22 protein-coding genes are annotated in these 18,951 nt (G+C 68.3%); 1 reads left to right on the top strand and 21 read right to left on the bottom strand.

Features of this window, described 5'->3' with window-relative positions:
• Window positions 1–100: 100 nt before the first annotated feature.
• From AC1DFR_RS16805 to AC1DFR_RS16820, 4 genes are all read right to left on the bottom strand, one after another.
• The gene (locus AC1DFR_RS16805) at window positions 101–925 is read right to left on the bottom strand and encodes an OmpA/MotB family protein (protein ID WP_476873953.1); all 825 of its coding nucleotides are present in this window, start codon (window positions 923–925) and stop codon (window positions 101–103) included.
• On the bottom strand, window positions 922–1,731 hold the full coding sequence (locus tag AC1DFR_RS16810; RefSeq protein ID WP_028277084.1) for a motility protein A: 810 nt from the start codon (window positions 1,729–1,731) through the stop codon (window positions 922–924). The genes AC1DFR_RS16805 and AC1DFR_RS16810 overlap by 4 nt, the downstream gene beginning before the upstream one ends.
• Before the next feature lie 2 nt (window positions 1,732–1,733).
• Window positions 1,734–2,036 carry a flagellar FlbD family protein gene (locus AC1DFR_RS16815; protein ID WP_476873954.1) on the bottom strand — a complete coding sequence of 101 codons (303 nt, stop codon included), beginning with the start codon at window positions 2,034–2,036 and terminating at the stop codon, window positions 1,734–1,736.
• Window positions 2,037–2,103: 67 nt separating this feature from the next.
• Window positions 2,104–2,331 carry a hypothetical protein gene (locus tag AC1DFR_RS16820; RefSeq protein ID WP_476873955.1) on the bottom strand — a complete coding sequence of 76 codons (228 nt, stop codon included), beginning with the start codon at window positions 2,329–2,331 and terminating at the stop codon, window positions 2,104–2,106.
• Between AC1DFR_RS16820 and AC1DFR_RS16825 the strand changes: the two genes are divergently transcribed.
• Entirely contained in the window at window positions 2,322–3,488 is a 1,167-nt protein-coding gene (locus tag AC1DFR_RS16825; RefSeq protein ID WP_476857546.1) for a cytochrome P450, read from the top strand. The two genes, AC1DFR_RS16820 and AC1DFR_RS16825, sit on opposite strands and share 10 nt — an antisense overlap.
• 14 nt (window positions 3,489–3,502) lie before the next feature.
• Here AC1DFR_RS16825 and rox read toward each other — a convergent pair whose 3' ends face one another.
• From rox to fliD, 17 genes are all read right to left on the bottom strand, one after another.
• Window positions 3,503–4,963 (bottom strand): rifampin monooxygenase, encoded by a 1,461-nt coding sequence (rox, locus tag AC1DFR_RS16830; RefSeq protein WP_476873984.1) that lies wholly within the window; start codon window positions 4,961–4,963, stop codon window positions 3,503–3,505.
• Between the two features lie 79 nt (window positions 4,964–5,042).
• A complete protein-coding gene (locus AC1DFR_RS16835) occupies window positions 5,043–5,507 on the bottom strand; it encodes a phage tail protein (protein WP_223914319.1) in 465 nt (154 codons plus the stop codon).
• Window positions 5,508–5,705: 198 nt separating this feature from the next.
• Complete coding sequence (locus AC1DFR_RS16840) at window positions 5,706–6,872, bottom strand: flagellar hook protein FlgE (RefSeq protein WP_028277079.1); 1,167 nt, start codon at window positions 6,870–6,872, stop codon at window positions 5,706–5,708.
• Between the two features lie 31 nt (window positions 6,873–6,903).
• The gene (locus AC1DFR_RS16845) at window positions 6,904–7,338 is read right to left on the bottom strand and encodes a flagellar hook assembly protein FlgD (protein ID WP_476873956.1); all 435 of its coding nucleotides are present in this window, start codon (window positions 7,336–7,338) and stop codon (window positions 6,904–6,906) included.
• Window positions 7,339–7,356: 18 nt separating this feature from the next.
• Window positions 7,357–9,546 carry a flagellar hook-length control protein FliK gene (locus AC1DFR_RS16850; protein WP_476873957.1) on the bottom strand — a complete coding sequence of 730 codons (2,190 nt, stop codon included), beginning with the start codon at window positions 9,544–9,546 and terminating at the stop codon, window positions 7,357–7,359.
• Window positions 9,543–10,271: a C40 family peptidase gene (locus AC1DFR_RS16855; RefSeq protein ID WP_476873958.1), complete on the bottom strand. Its 729-nt coding sequence runs from the start codon at window positions 10,269–10,271 to the stop codon at window positions 9,543–9,545. The genes AC1DFR_RS16850 and AC1DFR_RS16855 overlap by 4 nt, the downstream gene beginning before the upstream one ends.
• Window positions 10,268–10,702: a flagellar FliJ family protein gene (locus AC1DFR_RS16860; RefSeq protein ID WP_026538968.1), complete on the bottom strand. Its 435-nt coding sequence runs from the start codon at window positions 10,700–10,702 to the stop codon at window positions 10,268–10,270. The genes AC1DFR_RS16855 and AC1DFR_RS16860 overlap by 4 nt, the downstream gene beginning before the upstream one ends.
• The gene (locus tag AC1DFR_RS16865; protein WP_223914323.1) at window positions 10,699–12,027 is read right to left on the bottom strand and encodes a FliI/YscN family ATPase; all 1,329 of its coding nucleotides are present in this window, start codon (window positions 12,025–12,027) and stop codon (window positions 10,699–10,701) included. The genes AC1DFR_RS16860 and AC1DFR_RS16865 overlap by 4 nt, the downstream gene beginning before the upstream one ends.
• Entirely contained in the window at window positions 12,024–12,773 is a 750-nt protein-coding gene (locus tag AC1DFR_RS16870; protein ID WP_476873959.1) for a FliH/SctL family protein, read from the bottom strand. The genes AC1DFR_RS16865 and AC1DFR_RS16870 overlap by 4 nt, the downstream gene beginning before the upstream one ends.
• Entirely contained in the window at window positions 12,763–13,779 is a 1,017-nt protein-coding gene (fliG, locus tag AC1DFR_RS16875; protein WP_476873960.1) for a flagellar motor switch protein FliG, read from the bottom strand. Before fliG ends, AC1DFR_RS16870 begins: the two co-directional genes overlap by 11 nt.
• A complete protein-coding gene (gene fliF / locus AC1DFR_RS16880; RefSeq protein ID WP_476873961.1) occupies window positions 13,776–15,380 on the bottom strand; it encodes a flagellar basal-body MS-ring/collar protein FliF in 1,605 nt (534 codons plus the stop codon). The genes fliG and fliF overlap by 4 nt, the downstream gene beginning before the upstream one ends.
• Window positions 15,380–15,691: a flagellar hook-basal body complex protein FliE gene (fliE, locus tag AC1DFR_RS16885; protein WP_028277073.1), complete on the bottom strand. Its 312-nt coding sequence runs from the start codon at window positions 15,689–15,691 to the stop codon at window positions 15,380–15,382. The genes fliF and fliE overlap by 1 nt, the downstream gene beginning before the upstream one ends.
• Window positions 15,691–16,083: a flagellar basal body rod protein FlgC gene (locus AC1DFR_RS16890; protein ID WP_079555549.1), complete on the bottom strand. Its 393-nt coding sequence runs from the start codon at window positions 16,081–16,083 to the stop codon at window positions 15,691–15,693. Before AC1DFR_RS16890 ends, fliE begins: the two co-directional genes overlap by 1 nt.
• Complete coding sequence (flgB, locus tag AC1DFR_RS16895) at window positions 16,083–16,424, bottom strand: flagellar basal body rod protein FlgB (protein WP_028277071.1); 342 nt, start codon at window positions 16,422–16,424, stop codon at window positions 16,083–16,085. Before flgB ends, AC1DFR_RS16890 begins: the two co-directional genes overlap by 1 nt.
• Window positions 16,425–16,569: 145 nt before the next feature.
• Window positions 16,570–16,995, bottom strand: coding sequence for a hypothetical protein (locus tag AC1DFR_RS16900; RefSeq protein ID WP_476873962.1), 426 nt, complete (start codon window positions 16,993–16,995; stop codon window positions 16,570–16,572).
• Window positions 16,988–17,497, bottom strand: coding sequence for a flagellar export chaperone FliS (fliS, locus tag AC1DFR_RS16905; RefSeq protein WP_476873963.1), 510 nt, complete (start codon window positions 17,495–17,497; stop codon window positions 16,988–16,990). The genes AC1DFR_RS16900 and fliS overlap by 8 nt, the downstream gene beginning before the upstream one ends.
• Window positions 17,494–18,819: a flagellar filament capping protein FliD gene (gene fliD, locus AC1DFR_RS16910; protein ID WP_476873964.1), complete on the bottom strand. Its 1,326-nt coding sequence runs from the start codon at window positions 18,817–18,819 to the stop codon at window positions 17,494–17,496. Before fliD ends, fliS begins: the two co-directional genes overlap by 4 nt.
• Window positions 18,820–18,951 lie beyond the last annotated feature (132 nt).

Genomic DNA, 18,951 nt, shown 5'->3' on the forward strand with positions numbered 1-18,951 from the left:
TATCGGCAAGGGAACTCGTGGCGTAAGCAGAACGCCTTAGGCAAAAATGCAGGCAAAACTCCGGCAAAGAACCCAGGCGATCCGCCGTAGCCCCGAACGGCTACTTCTCGCTGAGTTTCAAGGCCTCCGGAATCAGTGCCCGGACGACGTCGGGCTTGTCGGAAATGACCACGATGTCCACCCGGCGGTTTCGCTCCATGAGCGCCGGCGTGGAGTCGTCGTTGACCTGGCGGGCAGAACCGAACGCGACGGCACCGATCGTGCCGGGGGCTATGCCGCCGCGGTCCACCATGTACCGCAGGACATTGACGGCGCGCGCCGAGGACAGTTCCCACGTCGAGGGGTAGGCCGTGATGCCGTTCGCGGCGTGGCCTTCGACCATGATTTCCATGCCGGCCGGTTTGAGGACCGGTGAGATGACCTGCAGCACCCGGGAGGCCCGGGGGGTGAGCTCGGGCCGGTCAGGTTCGAAGAAAGCCTGCGATCCGACGAGCTTGACCGTCAGGCCGCGCTGGTCGATCTGGAACTCGACGTTCTCGCTCAGCCCGGCTGCCGCCAGGCCGGCCTGCATTTTCTGCTGCAGCGCCTTGAGTTTGTCCACTTCCTTGATCGCTTCAGCCATATTCTCGGGGGATGCGGTGGCCGCGCCCTTGACGGCGGCGAACGCCTCGAGGTCCTCTTTCACGAGCTCCGGCGGCACCACTGTGCCCGACGCCGTATCCACCGTTTCCGTCGCGACTGCGCCGAATCCCGTGGCCAGGGAGTTGCGGAGCTTTTCAAACTTGTTGGCGTCCACCGTGGACATCGCGAAGAGGACGATGAACATGCACATCAGCACGGTGACCATGTCCATGTAGGACGCCATCCAGCGTTCGTCGACGTGGTGTTCTTCCGGCTTCTTCCGCCCGCGCCGCCTCGGGCTCACGCTGCCTCGTCCATCCTGTCGGACTTGTCAGCGCCGGCCTTCTTGCCGGAGCTCTTGAGCTGGTGCTCGGGGACCATGGCGCGGAGCCGTTCGGCCAGCAGAAGCGGCTGGGCACCGGACTGGACCGACAGCATGCCTTCCATGAGCAGCGTCATCCGTTCGATGTCCAGTTCCGAGAGCCGGGCCATCCGGGCGCTGAAGGGAAGCCAGATGAAGTTGGCGGACAGCAGGCCCCACAGGGTGGCGACGAAGGCTGCCGCGATCATCGGGCCGAGGTGGTCCGGGGTGGAGAGGTTTTCCAGGACGTGGGTCAGGGATACCACGGTGCCGATGATGCCCACGGTGGGGGCATAGCCGCCGAGACTCGCGAAGAATTTGGAGTTGGCGTGATCGCTCCGTGACTTGGAGTCGATCTCGTCCTCCATGAGCATCCGGAGGTCCTCGGCGTCGGTGCCGTCGGCGATGTTCTGCAGGGCACGGGCAAGGAAGGGGTCCTTGACGCTGGCCGCTTCCTCTTCCAGGGAAAGCAGGCCCTCGCTGCGCGCCTTTTCGGCGAAGCGGACCATCTGGTCAATGCTTTCCTGCGGCTTGGCGGTTTTGCCGAGGAACATCTTGGGGAGGGCTTTGAAGGCCTGGACGACGTCTTTGAGGGTGTTTCCGGCGATCCCGACGGCGAGCGTGGCGCCGAAGACCAGGATCATGGGGGCCGGGAGGAGCAACGCCGACAGGCTGGCGCCCTCGAGCGACACCATGGCGATAACGGAGCCAAAGGCGAGGAGCAGTCCGATGACTGTTGCGGGATCCATCGTTACTTTCTGGGTTGCGCGGGCGCCGTGGGACCGGCGCCGTCGTCGTAGGGGTCGTCGTCCGGGTCTTCAGCCCGGACCAGGCTGAGGGGATAGCCGGTGATGGCCGGAAAGTCCCGGGCTTTGCTCAGGATGTAAGCCCGGTACTCTGCGATGAGCTCGACCACCTCGGCGAGGCTTTCGAGCACCACGTAGGCGGCGCCGTCGAGTGTCACCAAGTGCGTATCCGGGCTCTCGTGGATGCGTTCAATGAGGTCCGGATTGACCGCGAAGCGCGTTCCGTTGAGGCGTGTGACGACGATCATGGGCCGATTCTGCTCTGTGAGGGGAAGGGTGTTCTCCTCCGTACTGTCGGCAGCCGGGGCCCCTTCGTTAGGCGCCGTCGTCAGGCGCCTTGTCAACGTGCCGGTGCCCGGGGGCGGCCGGCGCAGCAACATTCCCCGTGCCAAGGCCGCCGCGCGGTATTAGGGTGGGATCTGACGGGGCCACCCGGCCCGCCCCGTTGGACGTCTGCTCCACCGCAGTTCGTCCCGTGCAGTTGGCCCAGTGCCAGGAAACGACGGCCGCCCGCCTCATCAGGAAGGCCAGCCATGGCGTCATTTCCGGATTTTGAGCAGCCGTTGAACCCGTTTCCCCGCTACGCAGCCATGCGGGACAGTGAACCCGTTTTCCAGGACCCGGACACGGGCGTCTGGCACGTGTTCCGCTACGACGACGTGCAGCGGGTCCTGTCCGAGCACGCCACTTTTTCTTCCCGGATGGGCGGGGACAACCCCTCCGAAACGGGCCAGCTCTTCGCCGCCAGCCTGGTCAACACGGACCCGCCGCGGCACCGCCAGTTGCGTTCGCTCGTGACGCAGGCGTTCACACCGCGGGCAGTCGAAGCGCTCGCCCCGCGCATCTCGGAACTGACCGGCGAGTTGCTGGAGCCGGTGGTGGCCGGCGGCGCCACGGACCTGATCGAACAGCTCGCCTATCCGCTTCCGGTGATCGTGATCGCCGAACTCATGGGCATTCCGGCCTCTGACCGGGACCGGTTCAAGCTGTGGTCCGACGTGATCGTGAGCCAAACCCGCCCGGGCGCCGACGATTCCGTCCACACGGCAGCCAACCGGGAAATGGCGGAGTACTTCATGGCCATGATCGAGGAGCGGCGGCACCGGCCGGGCAATGATTTGATCAGCGCGCTCCTCGCGGCCGAGATCGACGGGCAGAAGCTCAGTCCCATCGAGTTGCTGGGATTCTGCAGCCTGTTGCTCGTGGCGGGAAACGAGACCACCACCAACCTGATCGGCAATGCGGTGCTGTGCTTCACCGAATCGCCGGGCACGGCGGAACGCCTCGTCGCCGAGCCTGCCCTGCTCCCGCACGCCATCGAAGAGGTGCTGCGCTACCGCTCCCCCGTCCAGTCCATGTACCGGCTCTCAGCCGTCGACACGACCGTGCGCGGCCGCACCATCCCGGCAGGCTCGCCGATCATTGCCTGGATCGGCTCGGCGAACCGCGACGGGGAGCAGTTCCCGAGCCCGGACGAGTTCGACGTCGAACGCTCACCCAACCGTCACCTCGCCTTCGGGCAGGGCATCCATTTCTGTCTGGGGGCGCCCCTGGCGCGGCTGGAGGCCAGGATCGCGCTGGAGGCCGTGCTCTCACGGCTGCCGGGGCTTGCTGTGGACCCCGACGCGCAGTTGGAGCGGATGGAAAGCATGATCGTGTACGGGGCGAAACAGCTTCCCGTGACCTGGCAGGCTGCCTGACGGCGGCCACGGCGTCAGGGGCGGCGATCGTGACGGTCTCCGGCGCCCTCGAGGGCGGCCCCGAACCATGTCGGCAGGTGGCGGAGCAGGTCGTCCTGGTCGTCGCCGATCCATGCGACGTGGCCGTCCGGCCGGAGCAGGACCGCGGGCGCGTCCAGTTCCCCGCTGGTGTCCGCGACGTGGTCGATCCGGTCCGCCCATCCTGCCACGGAGAGTTCGCCGGTCTGGTCCAGCAGGAGCCCGCGGCCTTTGCGGGTGAGTTCGTAGAGACGGCCCCGCGATAGAGGAATGTCGCGCAGTCGCCTGCCGAGCAGCTCGGGTCCTTCGCCGAAGTCGTAGCGGACCCCGATCGCGGTAATCTTCTCGGCCAGGAAACGGCTGACGTCCTCGAAGTCCATCAGCTCGCTCAGCAGCCGCCGCACGGCCTGCGGGCCGGGCTCGGTGGACAGCAGCTCGCTCTGGGCGCGGGTGATGGTCAGCACGCCTTCGGCGACCGGGTGACGCTCGGCGTAATAACTGTCCAGCAGCCCGTCCGGCGCCCATCCTTTGACCTCGGCGGCGAGCTTCCAGCCGAGGTTGAAGGCGTCCTGGATGCCGAGGTTCAGTCCCTGCCCTCCCAGTGGCGGGTGGACGTGCGCCGCATCGCCGGCGAGCAGAATGCGGCCCACCCGGTATTGCTCGGCAAGCCGGGTGGCGTCGCTGAAACGGGACAGGGAGCGTGGTGAGTGGACGCCGAAGTCGGTGCCTGCGAACGCCCGCAGCTGCGTCCGGAACTCCTCCAGCGTCGGCGGGACCGAGCGGTCCTCGGCCACGGCCGCCGCGGGCACGACGGCGCGGTACAGGCCGTTTCCGGCGGGGCCGATGCCGAACCCCTTGTGGGTCTTGCGCACCTCCTCGGCCACCGCGGCCAGCTGGTCCGGCGCCGCGGTCACCTTCACCTCGCCCAGGAGCCACTCGGTCTTGGCCGGCTCGCCGGGGAAGCCGATGCCGAGCAGTCTGCGCACCAGGCTGCGTCCGCCGTCGCAGCCGACCAGCCAGCGCGAGCGCAGCCGTGTGCCGTCAGCGAGTTCGACGCTCACCGCGTCCTCGTCCTGCTCGACCCCTGCCACCTCGCAGCCGCGGCGGATCTGGGCGCCGAGCTCACCGGCGCGCTCGGCCAGCAGGCGATCGGTGACCGGCTGGGGGATGCCAAGGACGTAGCCGTGTGCGGTGTCCAGGTTCACCGGCCGGGGCTTGTCGATCCCGGCGAAGCGACCCACGCCGCCGGGATACTGTTGCCCGTGGGCGAGGAACCGGTCCAGCAGCCCGCGCTGGTCCATGATCTCGATGCTGCGCGGGTGCAGGCCGAGCGAACGGACCGCCTGGCTCGGCTCCGCGTCCCTCTCCAGCACGAGCACGTCCACGTCGTGCAGCCGCAACTCGCTGGCCAGCATCATCCCCGTCGGGCCGCCGCCGCTAATGATCACGTCGAAAATATGGAACCCCAATCCCAGAAACTCACTTTCCGGATTGCCCGGCTGCGTCCCGCAACCTGAAATGCGGGGGTGAGCCCGATCAGTACTCACCCTTGATCACGAAGTAGGAGCCGCGAATAACGCCCGCCAGCTTCGACTTTTGGCGGGCGAACTTGAAGCGCGGCGCCAATTCCTCCGGAACTTCCATGCCGTCGGCAAGTTTGAACCCCACCGCTCTCTTCCCGCCGTCCTCGATGCTGTACATGACGTTGACCGACAGCCCCGACTCGTAAAAAACATAGGCCATCCGCAAACCGTCGACTTCGAAGGCGGTCGCCTCCAGCGGGCGGGAGCCGATCACGATCTCGCGTTCATCCCGGAGGATGCGGCTCACCCGGTCAACCACGTCAGGAACTTCGCCCGCGGGGCTCACGGTGAAGGCGTGGCCGTACTTATTCCGGTAATAGCGGGCCTCGTTGGCGCGCAACCCGGCGAGGGCCTCGGAGACGGGCGATGATTCCAAGCCGACGGTAGAAACGGTCTCGAAGTCAACGATGTACGGCATGTGCCCTCCTGGACAGACGTGTTGGGACCAATGCTAACGCGACGACGTGCTGCCGCTAACGCGACGACGTGGCTGCCGGACGCCGGAACGCAGGCGCCCCCCCTGAGGTGTGATCCGGGGAGACAGCTCCGGGTCCGGCATTACCGGAAACCCGAAGCTGTCTCCCGAATCCTTAGGGGACAAGCACGATTCCGCTCATTAGCGCTTGAGCTGGGTCAGTTCCTGGAGAACCTCATCCGAGGTGGTGATGATGCGGGCGTTGGCCTGGAAACCGCGCTGCGCAACGATCAGGTTGGTGAATTCCTGGGACAGGTCCACGTTCGACATTTCCAACGAGCCGCCGGTCAGGGTGCCAAGGCCGGGGTCGCCCGCAGCACCGAGCTGCACGCCGCCGGAGTTGCCGGTTGCGACGTAGGAGGAGCCGCCGGCCTTCTCCAGGCCGCCCGGGTTGGTGAACTTGGCGAGGGCGATCTTGGCGAGGACCTGCTTGATGCCGTTGCTGAACGACCCGACCAGGGAGCCGTCGCTGCCCAGCGTGTAGGACTCGAGCTTGCCGACGGGGGCACCGTTCTGGCCGCTGACGGTCAGCGAGCTCATGGCAGCGTAGCCGGAAACCTTGGAGACATCGATGGTGATGCCGTTGACGGTGACGTTGCCGCCTGCGGTGGGCTTGCCGTTCGTGTAGGTCACAGACCCGGTGGCTGTGGTGCCGTTGTCGTCGGCGGCGATGTTCCAGGTGCTTCCGGCCTTGGTGAAGGTCATTGACACGCTGCGTTCGGTGCCGGCGGCGTCGTAAACCTTGACCAGACGGTCCAACTTGGTGCCGTCGACGGCGTCGCTGGGCAGGTTTCCGTCCAGCGTCACCGAGTCGGTCTTCTTGGCCACCATGGTGTTGGGGTTCAGCGTAATGTCGCCAACGGGGCCTCCCGCGTTGATCACACCGTTGGTGGCGGTCCAGCCCTGGAGGATGCCGCCGTCGGGGCTTACGAGCTGGTTGGCTGCGTCCGGGCTGAACGCGCCGGCGCGGGTGAAGAGCTGGCTGCCGCCCTTGCTGGTGACGAAGAAGCCGTCACCGGAAATCATCAGGTCGGTGGCCCGGCCGGTGCTCTGCGATGAGCCCTGGGAGAAGTTGGTGGTGACGCCGGCAACCCGGACGCCCAGGCCGATCTGGGCGGGGTTGCTGCCGCCGGTCGCGGCCTGCGGGCCGGTGGCGCCCTGCTGCAGCTGGGACAGGGTGTCCTGGAACTGGGTGGAGGAGGCCTTGAAGCCTGCGGTGTTGACGTTGGCGATGTTGTTGCCAGTAACGTCCAGCATGGTCTGGTGGGCGCGGAGGCCCGAGATTCCGGAGTACAGCGAGCGGAGCATGGGAACTGCCTTTCTACGGGTGAAGAACTGGTTAGGATGCGGCCGGAGCGGTAAGCCCGGTGATGGAGTCGAGGGGAACGGAAAGGTCGCCGATCGTGACGGACGGAACCGATCCCGCATAGCTGACGGAACTGGCGACGCCGGTCCCGGTGGTGCCGTCCGCGAGGGTGTAGCCGACCGAGTGTCCGATCAGCTGGGCTGCCGCCGTCCGCATCTGGAGGGAGAAGCCCTCCTTGCTGTTGGTGGTCAGTTCGGCCATTTTTTCCATCATGGAGAGCTGAAGGGTCTGGCTCATCATCTGGTTGGTGTCCATGGGCGCGCTCGGGTTCTGGTTCTTGAGCTGCGTCACGAGCAGGGACATGAACACGTTGGCATCCATGGTCTGCGAGGGTGTCCGCACGGCAGAGGCCTGGGTGGCGTCCCCCGCCGCCGTTACCGGCTGGGATGCGATCGGCTGAATCGTCATAAGTCGCGTTCCTTCGTGTCAGACAAGAATGTCGAGGGTGGTCTGGGGGCCGTTCAACAGCCTGGCGGTGCGTATGGCTTGATCATCGGCCAGCGCATCCCAGCGGTTTCCGGGCCGCGGCCCGTTCCGGTCGCCCGGGCCGGAGCCGCTGCCGCCGGGGCCCGAGCCGCTGCCGCCGGGGTCCCGGCCGGTGCCGAACTGGCCGCCGGTCCCCGTCCGGTCCTGGCCCGTGCCGTGCTGGGCCCCGTGCTGCCCGAAACCGGGACCGTTGTGGTCTGAGAGGTCAAGGCTGGCCGCGAATCCGGCGCCGTGGAGTTCCCTGCGGAGTTCGGGCAGGATTCCGCGGACGGCTTCACGTCCCGCATCGCCCGGGGCGAACAGCTCAATCCGGACGCCCGCGGCGTCGATCTGGGCCCGGACCGTCAGTGGACCGAGATCTTCCGGGCTGACCTTGAGGGTCATGATGTGCTGGCCCTGGGGTGCCCCCACGAGGGTGAAAAGCGGTTTGGCCAGCTGGGACTGGAGGGGCGCCGCGAAATGGGGCGCCGGCGGGGACGCGGACTGGAACGCCGGCTGCGCAGCGGCCTGGGCAGCCGGCTGGGGCACGGCCTGGGCCGCGGTTGCCGCCGCCAGAGTCGGCTGGACGGGGAAGGCGGCCGCCGTGGGGGCGTCGCTTTCCGGATTGGACCGAGCCTGGGCGGCGGTGGGCGTGGGTGCCGCGACTGGTTCCGTCAGGACGCCGGCGTGGAAAGGAGCGGGGGCGTGTGCGGGTCCGGTTCCGGTTCCGGTTCCGGTTCCGGTTCCGGTTCCGGTTCCGGTTCCGGTTCCGGTTCCGGTGGACATGCTGCCGGAGGATCCAGTGCCGGCTCCGGGGATGCCGGATGGCGCCGGACCGGACGGGGTCGTGCCGGGTGAGGTGGTCGGCGACGTCGGCGCTTGTCCGGGCGCGGAGGGAGCGACGGCGGCGACGTCTGATCCGTTGACCGCCCGCGCGGACACGGCCGCGGTGGTGGCCGCCGGCGACGCACCATGACCAGAGCCAAGTCCCTGGGCGGTCTGCGCCGCCGCTGCCGCGCCCGGTGCCGCGGCCGCGGCCGGAGGTGTGGCGCCGGCCTGCACCGGGACTGCCTGCGTTGGCCCGGCAGGTGCAGCAGCCTTGGGTGGGCCACTGAGCACCGGAACGGGACCGGCCGCAGGGGTGGTCCCTGCGGCGCCGGTGGCAGTCGAGGCCAGCGGCGCGGCCGCAACAGCAGCCGGTGCGGTGGCCACGGCGTCGACGGGCGCAGCCGTCGGGGCAGGATCGTTCCCATTGACCGGCCGGTTGACCGGTCCGCCGGCGGCCTTGGGCCCGGCCAGCGGGACCGCGCCCGCCGTCTGCGAGGCCGCAGCGGCGTTCGGCTTACCGTCCGGCATGGTCCCAGCGGGGACGGCGGCCACAGTCTGGCGCCGCGTTGCGGCCAATCCCGGGGTCGCGACGGCCGGGGAATGCGCGGCGGCGGCCGGCAACTCGTCGGGAAGGACCGCCGAGGCCGCGGACGCAGTGACGGCCGGTGCGGCAGTACGGGAACCATCGTTGCTGTCCGTCGGCGGGGCAACCGCCGGCGCCGACTGTCCGGGCAGCGCAGCCTGACCAGCCTGACCAAGTTGTGTATAGGAGACAAACTGGGCCGGCGGGAATTCGGCCGGGCCGTACTGGGCCGGCGGGAAATCGGCCGGGCCGTACTGGGCCGGCGGGAAATCGGCCGGGCCGTACTGGGCCGGCGGGAAATCGGCCGGGCCGTACTGGGCCGGCGGGAATTCGGCCGGGCCGTACTGGGCTGGAACGTACTGGGCCGGAACGTACGGGGCCGGCCCGGGGCTGGTGATACCGCACGAAGCAGCGTCGGTCCCCGGCGCGGTCCCGGAAGCAGCGTCGGCCCCCGTCACAGTGTTCGCAGCGGTGCCGCTCAGCGAAGCGGGGTCCGTGGCGTCGTCGGGCTGCGGCAGTTCGGCCGCCGTGTCATCGGCCGCCGGTACAGCCTTAGCGGCGCCAGGCTCTGCCGCGGTGCCGTTGCCCGCTGCGCCCTGGACGTCGTTGAGGACTGCGTCGAAGGACGCGGCGGCTGTGTTTCCGTTTTCGCTGCCGGGCCGCGGGTCCGCGCCCTGCCGGGCCGCCCGGACGGTCGCCCCCAGCGCGCCCGCAAGCTCCGTCGATGCCGCCGCCTTCATGATGCCGCCCCTGCGGGAACGATGCGCCGGATGGAGGTCAGGTTGGACTGCTGCTCCCAGGCATCGCGGATCTGGATGGTCTTGCCCGGCACGGGTGCGTCAATCGCCTTGCCGTTGCCCAGGTAGATGGAAATGTGGTTGCCTCCGAAGCTCACCAGGAGGTCTCCGGGTTTCGCTTCTGCGAGGGACGCCACCGGGGTGCCCTGGCGCATCTGGTCGCTCACCACACGGGGAAGCTCCACGCCGAGGTCCTTGAAGACCCGCTGGGTGAAGCCGGAGCAGTCCATGCCGGAGGCCGGATTGGTGCCGCCCCACACATAGGGAACGCCGATGTACTTCTTCGCCACTGCCACCACGTCATTGCCCGTCGCGGCCCCACCGGCATGTACGGTTCCGGCTGCCTGGGCGCCGGTGAGCGCGGCCGTCCCGGCCGCCGCAGCGCTACCTGGTCCGAATGTGCCGCCAATGCCCAGTGACGTGCCCAGTGAGGAGCCCAGGCCCAGGCTGTCCGTGAGGGAGGCGGCATCCGTTGCGCCACTGCCGCCCAGTGCCGCGGCAAGTGCCTGGGTGAACGTGGCGGAGTCGCCGGTGCCGGTTGCGGACGCGAGCGAGGTAGCCGCAGCCTTGGCAGCGGCTGCGCTGGTCTCCGTGGCCGCAGGCCGGCTCAATTCCGCGATCATCGACTGGATGCCCTGCATCCGGCCGATCGCTTCAGTCATGCTCATGGCTTCACCTGCTGCTCATCGCGGTGCCAGAGCGTCGAGGCAATCTCATCGAGGGCCGACTGTTCGGCGCGCAGGTCCGCGGAGTTGACCTCGGCGTCGTGCCGGGCTTGCAGTTTTTCCAGCCCCACGGACCGCGTGCGGGCAGCGATGAACTCGGCCCGGGCGTTGGCTTCGTCGGCCTCGGCCAGGTGGGTGAGGTTTTGCAGGTCCGCGAGCATGCTGTGCGCGGATGACCGGGCGGCGGCCACGGCGCGCAGTGAGGCCGAGCTGGAGATGGGGTCATCCGTGGCGGCAAGTTCGCGGCGGGCGGCGGCTTCGCGGACCCGGACGGAGCTGGAACGTGAGCGGGCGCGCGCCAGCCCGGTTGCCGCCTGGTCCTGCTGGAGCTGGCGGAGGCGCAGGAGGCCGGCCAGTGAGAATTCGCGGTTCATGCTGCTGCTCCCAGGATCGAAGTGAGGTGGCCGAGCCGTTGCCAGGACTCGGGGTGGGCCGTGGATTCGTCCATCGGCTGCTGGAGGAAACCGCTGACGTCGTGCTCGTGGTTCAGCGCAGCGTCCACCAGCGGGTTGGTCCCGGCCTGGTAGGCGCCGACGTCGATCAGGTCCTGTGCCGCCTTGCGGGCCGCGAGGACCCGGCGGAGCGTTGCGGCGGCGTCGAGGTGTGGCCGGGAATTGACCTTGCTGGCCACCCGGGACACGGATCCGAGCACGTCCACGGACGGGAAGTGCCCGGTGACGGCGAGTTTGCGGTCCAGCACCACGTGGCCGTCCAGGATGGAGCGGGCGGCGTCGGCGATGGGCTCGTTATGGTCATCGCCGTCCACGAGCACGGTGTAGATGCCGGTAACGGAGCCGGTCTCGGCCGTGCCGGCACGCTCCAACAGCCGGGCCAGGATGGAAAAGGTCGACGGCGGGTAGCCGCGGGTGGCAGGGGGCTCGCCGGCCGAGAGGCCAATCTCGCGCTGCGCCATGGCCACCCGGGTCAGGGAGTCCATCATGAGCACCACATCCTGGCCCTGGTCGCGGAAGGACTCGGCGATGCGGGTGGCGGTGAAGGCCGCGCGCATGCGCATCAAGGCGGGTTCGTCGGAAGTGGCGACCACCACCACGGAGCGCGCCAGGCCGGCGGCGCCGAGGTCGTCTTCGAGGAACTCGCGGACTTCGCGGCCGCGTTCGCCAACGAGGGCGATCACCGAGACTTCGGCGTCGGTTCCGCGGGCGATCATCGAGAGGAGGGAGGATTTGCCGACCCCGGAGCCGGCAAACAGGCCCATGCGCTGGCCCTTGCCGAGCGTGGTCATGGTGTCCAGGACGCGCACGCCGGTCTGCAGCGCGGTGTCGATGCGGGCGCGTTTCATGGCGTTCGGTGCCTCGTTGTCGATCGGCACTCGCGGCCCGCTGAGCAGCGGACCCTTGCCGTCGATCGGGCGTCCCAGGCCGTCAAGGACCCGGCCGAACAGGCCCCGCCCGGTGGGAACCAATACCGCGCTGCCTTTGGCGCGCACCGGGTCACCGGCAGCCACGCCGGCCAGCCGGCCCAGCGGCATGCAGCGCACGGAGCCGTCCAGCGCCGCGACGACTTCGGCGTCAAGGCCCGGGTTCCCGCCCACGGTCACGAGGTCACCAAGGGCGCAGTCCAGACCCGACACTTCCAGGCCCAGCCCGATGACCGAGGTGACGACGCCGACCCGTTGCGGGGCGGCCGCGGCCAGCGCGGCGGCATAGTCGGCGCCCTTCGGCCGCCACTCGGCGATCATGCCTGGCCCCGGTAGGCGCCGGCACCGAATTCGGCCCGGCCGGATTCTCCCGGCACGGTGTCTCCCGGCACGACGTCTCCCGGCACGGTGTCTCCCACCAATGCGCCACCCAGCGGGCCCTCTGCCGACGCTGCCTCTCCCAGCAGCGCCGTGCGGGCACGTCCCAGGGCGGTGCGGAGGCTGGCGTCGAACCAGCCCTGCTGGTATTCGACCTTCGCGTCGCCGCGGCCCAGGGAGGGGTCCGCGATGAGCGGCAGCCCGGCTGGCAGTTCCTGGCCTTCCCGGCTGAGGACGTCGATGTCCGCCGGGTGCAGCCGGATTGCCAGTACCGTGGCGGAGTCATTCCCGGAGAGGGCGCGGGCCAGGGCGGCCCGGGCGGTCCGGGTGCCCTCGGCCAGTTCGTAGCCGAGGATGGCCTCGGCCAGTTCCAGCGCCGTGCGGGCCAGGATTTCCTCGGCGTCCTGCAGCGCCTGCACGTTGCGGTGCGCAAAGTCTGCCCGGGCGACGGCGAGGGCGCGCACGGCACGGTCCAGGTCCTGCTGTCCGGCGGCCAGGGAGGCAGCCTGCTCGGCGGCCATCCGGTCCCGCCAGCGGCGCTGCTCTTTCGCTGCGGCGCGCACACCGGCGGCGTAGCCCGCGGCGTGGCCTTCAGTGTAGCCGGCCTGTTCGGCGGCCGGGCCGTTGGCCCGCAGCGACGGGAAGACGACGCGCGCCGGGGCGTTGGCCGCGCCGTTGTCAGTAGACATAGTCTTCTTCGTCCCCGCGGTGGATGGTGATCTGGCCTTCGGCCTCGAGCTCGCGGATGGACCGGACGACGGCGGCACGGGCCTCTTCGATCTGCGAGGCACGCAGGGGTCCCAGGGCGGCGATCTCGGATTCGAGGATTTCCAGGTTGCGCCCGGAGACGTTTGTGGTGATGGTTTCCAGGACCGGCTCGGAGGCACCCTTCATCGCCATCGCCAGGACGGCCGCGTCGAGTCCGCGCAGCACCAGCTGCACGTCGCGGCGTTCCAGCTTCACGATGTCGTCGAACGTCACCATCTGGGCCCGGATCTCCACCGCGAGGTCGGGATCGAGCAGGTCCAGGCCGTCCAGCACGGACCGTTCCGTGCCGGCGTCGGTCCGGTTGATGATCTCCAGCAGCGGCTGGATGCCGCCCACCACCTTCGAGGCCTGCTGGGACACGGCGGCGCCGCCGCGGAGTTTGAGGGTGTCGGCGACGATCCCGATCGCCTCGGGCGCGCCGGATCCCATGGTGGCGATGCTGAGCGCGACGTCGGCGCGCAGCGAGCCGGGCAGCCCGGACATCACGGCCGAGGCCTTGCGCGGGCTGAGGTGGGCGAGGACCAGGGCGATGGTCTGCGGCAGTTCGCCGTCGATCAGGGCCAGGATCTGCACGGGTTCGATGTCTTCGAGGAACTCGAAGGACTTGCCGGCCATATTGACGGTCAGGCGGTTCATGAGCCCGGCGGCCCGTTCCGAGCCGAAGGAGGCCTCCAGCAGGCCCTCGGCGAGTTCCCGGCCGCCCCGGGCCTGGCGCGTGGTTGTCATCGCGGCCTGGTGGAAGTCCTTCATGATCTGCTCGGTGACGTCAGAGTCCACCTTGCGGAGCTTGACGATCTCCCCGGCAATCTCCTCCGCCTCGGTGTCCGTGAGCTGGGCCATGACCTTGGCGGCGTTCTCGGGGCTCATCTGCATCAGGACGACGGCGGCGCGCTGGGTGCCGGTCAGGGGCGTATCGGTGGGTTTCATGCCGGTTGCCTGTCATCCATGAGGCTGCGCAGGTAATCGGCGGCCCGTTCCGGGTTGGCGGCGACCATGTTGTCGATTTCAAACCGGCGGCGCTCGGATTCCAGCTGTTCGGTGCTCGGGCCCGGAAGCGGGGGCAGGGCGGTGATCGGGATCGCCGACGTCGCTGGCGGAAGGGCCACCACAGGCGGGGCCACCGGCATGATCTCCAGGTCCAGGCGTTCGCCGAGGTCCACGGGCTCGCGCTTCTGGCGGCGCCGCAGGATGATCGTGACCACCAGGGCCAGGATCAGCAGGCCCAGCAGGATGCTGCCTGCGGTGACGAGGGTTCCGAAGAACGCGGCCTGCTTCTCGGCTTCGGCGTTGGCCTGGGCCTCGGCGAGCGCCTTGGCGGCGTCGTCGGCGGCTGCGGTGCTGAACGGCACAACCTCGACCGTGACAATATCGCCGCGCGCGGTGTCGGCCCCGGCTGCGGAGGTGACGAGGTTCTTCAGCGACGCCAGGTTCAGGCCGCCGGCGGCGGCCTGGCTGACGGCGACGGAAATGGTCTGCCGCTTGATGGCACCGGCCGGGATGGTCCGGTCCTCGGTGACCTTGTTGACCGCGTTGTTCTTGGTTTCGGTGGAGGAATCGAAGTTGCCGTTGCCGCTCGTGCCGCCGGGAACAGCGATGTTGTCCGGGCCGAGGACGCCCGCGGCGCCTCCCCCGGTTCCGGTGTATTTCTCGGTCTTGGACGATTCACTCAGCGGCAGGGCGCCCTCGGCATTGGAGAAAGTCTCGCTCTTCTGCTGCGCCGATTCGCCCGTCACGTCGGCGGCGACGGCGACCGTGGAGTTGCCCGGGCCCACCACGCGGTCCATGACCGCGCGGACGGCGTCCGAGGTGCGCTGCTGGTAGTCGCTGGCCTGCTTGGTGGACGATCCTGCGGTCCCGCCGCCGACGCTGGAGAGCACGTTGCCCTGCGAATCGACCACGGAGACGTTGGACGGCTTGAGGTTTTCGATGGCGGCGGAGGTCAGGTGGACGATCGCCTGCACCTTGTCACCGGTCAGGGCAGCGCCGGCGTCGGTCTCGATGAACACTGAGGCGGTGGTGTCCGGGGCCTTGGACACAAACACTGTTTTCTCGGGGATGGCGAGCCGGACGGCGGCGGTCTTCACGCCGTCCATGGCGGAGATGGTGCTGGCAAGTTCGCCCTCGAGGGCGCGCTTGTACGTGACGGACTGCTGGAATTCCGAAGACGTCACGCCCATCTTGTCCAGCAGGGAGTAGCCGGTGGCGGCGGCAGTCGGCAGGCCCGCGGCCGCTGCCTTGAGGCGCTCGTCGTAGACCTTGTCCTGCGGCACCAGGATGGTGGATCCGCCGTCGCTGAGCTCGTACTGAACGTTGTCCTTGCGGAGCTGTTCGACGATGCCGTTGGCGTCGGTGGTCTGGAGGCCGGAGAACAGCGGGGTCAGCACCGGGCGGGTAAGCCAGGCGGACAGGGCAACAATGCCCACCACCAGCAGGGCAGCGCCGATCACGGCGATGGTGCGCTGGCCGGCGGTGAAGCTCTTCAGGCCCGCGCCGAAGCGCTGGAAGAAAGCGTTAATCTGCGGAGGCATCAGGCCTGCATCCTCATGATCTCGTTGAACGCGTCAACGCCCTTGTTGCGCATGGTGGCCATGAGCTCCAGCGTCACCTGCGCCCGGGTCGCGGCAAGCGTGGCGTTGTGGATGTCATCCAGGTTGCCGGTCACGGCGGACACAGCCAGCTGGTTCGACGTCGACTGCAGCTGCTGGAGGTTATCCACCGCGCCGGTGAGGGAAGTGGCAAAGGCGGAGCCGTCAGTGCCGGCCACGGGTGCCGCTCCGGCGCCCGTCACATAGTTTGTCGGCAGGACGCCCTGGACGGGGGCGATGGGGGCGACAGTCATTAGGAGCGTCCAATCTCAAGCGCGGCCATGTAGGTTTCGCGGGCGCGATCCACCACCTGCGCGTTGGCCTGGTAGCCGCGCTGGGCGATGATGAGCGCACCCATCTGTTCGGCCATGTCAATGTCCGGGTACTTCACGTTGCCGTTGGCGTCCGCCAGCGGGTGATCCGGCTGGTAGACGATCCTGCCCTCGGCGTTGCCGAGCTGGGTGCTCTTGACGTACACGCCCGAGCCCTGCGAGCCCTCCGCGGCCTCGACATACCGGGCCTGGAAGGCGGGGCCGGACGTGGCGGAGGCGTTGTTCATGTTGGCGAGGTTGTCCGAGACAGCATCGAGCCACTTGCGGTGGACGGTGAGGGCGGAGCCGGCGATGCCGATCATGTCGAAGGTCATCAGCTGGTCCTCAGGGCGGAGCGCACGGCGGTGAACTCGGTATTGACGGCGCGGGCGGCGAACTGGAAACGCAGCACGGTGTCGATGTTGGACAGGGTCTCGGTGTCCAGGTTGACGTTGTTGCCGTTCAGCTGCGTGGGCTCCAGGGACTCCGCCGTGGTTGCCTGGACGCGGCCGTTCCCGGACTGCACCGACGCCGCGAGGGCGTCCTCGAAGCTGACGCGCTTCGCGTGGTAATTCGGCGTGTTGACGTTCGCGATGTTGTTCGCGATGGTCCGCTGGCGCAGTGCCAGCCCGTCCATGGCACTGGCCAAGGCGGCGGAAGTCACGGATTCGAGCACAGAGTCCTGCCTGGGAAAGGTGGGGATGGCCGATCCGTGGCCGGTAAGCGAGCGATCCGTGCTCTTACAGTGGTTATCGGCACTGGTCAGCGCCGCGTTAGGAGAAACTACAACAGTTCTTTCAAAGATTTGAGCCGGGAAAGTGTCAGCCGTTCACGTCGAGGTAAATGGCGGCAGAAGACTCGCCTACGCCGGGCACCGAGGACACCGCCTGGAGCTGACGGGCAACGTCCATTCGGGCCTCATCAAGCCGGTGCGCGACGCGTTCCTGGGCGGCGGCCAGGGCGGCTGCCCGGCGCCGTGAAGCCGCCGGCAGCGGACCGGGCCGGGTGGGCGGTGTCCAGCGTTCCACGGGCAACGGCGCCACGTGGTGCGCTGATGCGGCGGACAACGGTCCCAGCGGATCCTTCAAGGTACGCTCCGCCGCCTGGACCGCCATTTCGAGGACATCCAAAATAGCTGCCCAGGCAGCCAGGGCTGTGTCAGCAGCCGCTGACTCGGCCGGGGTTGATGCCGCGTGCTTGAAACCGGTTCCCCGGACGCCGATATCCGCGTCAGCCAGTTCAGCCAAAACCGAGGCTCCCGCCACCTGTTCCGGCCTGCGTGTTCCAGGCCCCGGCTGCCGCGAAGGCGGCGGGCGCCGCGGCGGGGAACGCCGCGGGGGGTGCGGGCGCGGGTACCGCCGCGGCGGCCTCGTGCCAGGTCTGCCGCAAAGGCTCCAGCAGGTCGATGGCTTCGCGGGTCAATGCCGCATCCCGCTGGACGTTCGCGTTGATCAGTGCCGTGGAGACGTAGTTGTAGACCCCCATCAGGCCGTTGGCGCCGTCCCACGCCTCCACCTTCAGCGACGAGGACAGCTCGGACACGATGGCCTGGGCGTGCAGCAGGTTTTCCGAGGCCGTGGTCCAGTCGGCAGCCTGCTGGGCTGTTTCCGCCCGGCCCAGGTCCAGCAGCAGCCGGTCGTAGAGCATCGTGAGCAGCCGTGCCGGCGGAGCTGACAAGACCGAGTCCGCGAGGTACTGGTTCCGCTGGCCGGCATTGCCGTAGCCGCCGCCGAAGGAGGTCAGAGTCATGATGAAGAGCTTCCTGAGAGTCCTGCGAGTTGGGAGGACAGCCAGGACGACTGCGCCTTCATGCCGCTGAGAGCGACCTCCAGCGCGGAGTACGTCCGCTGCAGCGTGGTCCGGCGCATCTCGAGGCGGTCATCCCAGTCGGCGATCTGCGCGGTGTAGTCCTTCGCGGTGGACTGTTGTCCCTTGATCTTGGTGCTGAGCAGGCCAGTGGCGGGATCGGAGGCCTGCTTGGCGGCGTCTGCCACCCGACCCGCGATCGTGGCCACGGCCGCCATCGTTCCGGCGGGGTCCTTCGCCAAGGCGTCACCGAACTTGGTGGCGTCGAATTCCATCGTCCCGGTCTTGGTGACGCTGATGCCAAGCTCGGACGGCGATTTCCCGTTCAGGGGCTGGGACGCAGCGGCCAGGATCGCCGCGTTGACGTTGCGGATGGTGCTGTCTCCGGTGAATACGCCGCCTGAGGTGACGGCGTTGCCCGAGGCGTCGGTGCTGCTGACCACGGCGCTCTTGGTCGCGATCTGCGCCAGGACTCCGTTGACGGAGCCGACCAGATCAGAGGCCGCCTTGCTGATCTGGGCGTTGTCACGGGCAACGGTGACGCGTGTGGGAGTGGCAGAGACCTCGGAGACGGTCGCCGAGACGCCTGGCAGGAGTTCCGCGAAAGTGTTGGAGGACGAATTAAGCGTCACTTCGGCATCTGTACCGGCCCACAGCTTGATCTTCGCGTCCTGTGCAGGCTGCACTTTTATCAGCCCGGCTGTTCCGTCCGGATCGGCGATGCTGAACCCGCCGGCGTCGCCGGACTTGGCCGCGGCAAATTGCAGCCTGTACTCGCCGCCGCCCACGGAAACTTTCGATGCGACAATGCCGGCGCCGGAGAGGTTCACGGCGGAAACGACGTCGTCCAGGGAGGACGTAAGCGGGGTGACTGTGACAGCCTGGCCGCCTTCACCCGTGACCGTCATGGTGGTGTACGGCCACGCGGCGAGGTTCTTGCTGACCGAGACCTGGGTCTGGGCCAGCTGGGAGACGGTGAAATCAACCGCACCGGGTTTCGCCCCGGCACCGACCGTGGTGGTGACCTTTGCGGAGCTGCTCGAGGCAGAGTAAAGCTCCAGGGCCTTGGGGTCGGAGAGCTTGCCTGCCTTGGTTGCGAGGTCCGCGATGGCGGAATTGAGTCCCTGCAGGGCCGAGATGCTGGTCTGGACAGATGCGGCTTTGTTCTTGATGAGGCTTTGCGGGATTGCTTCCACGGCCATGAGCGAATTGATCAGGGCTGTGGTGTCCAAACCGCTGGAAAGTCCGTCGATAGAAAGTCCCATGCGCTACAACTCCTAAGAACAATGGCCTGCTGAATCGGTGAAGGCTGGTGGTACTGCACAGCGCCCGGGGAGAAGAATTCTCTCCCCGGGCGCCACGTGCAGACTGAACTATCTAGCGGAAGTCACCGGGGT

The organism is Arthrobacter sp. 05T410, from assembly GCF_056396505.1.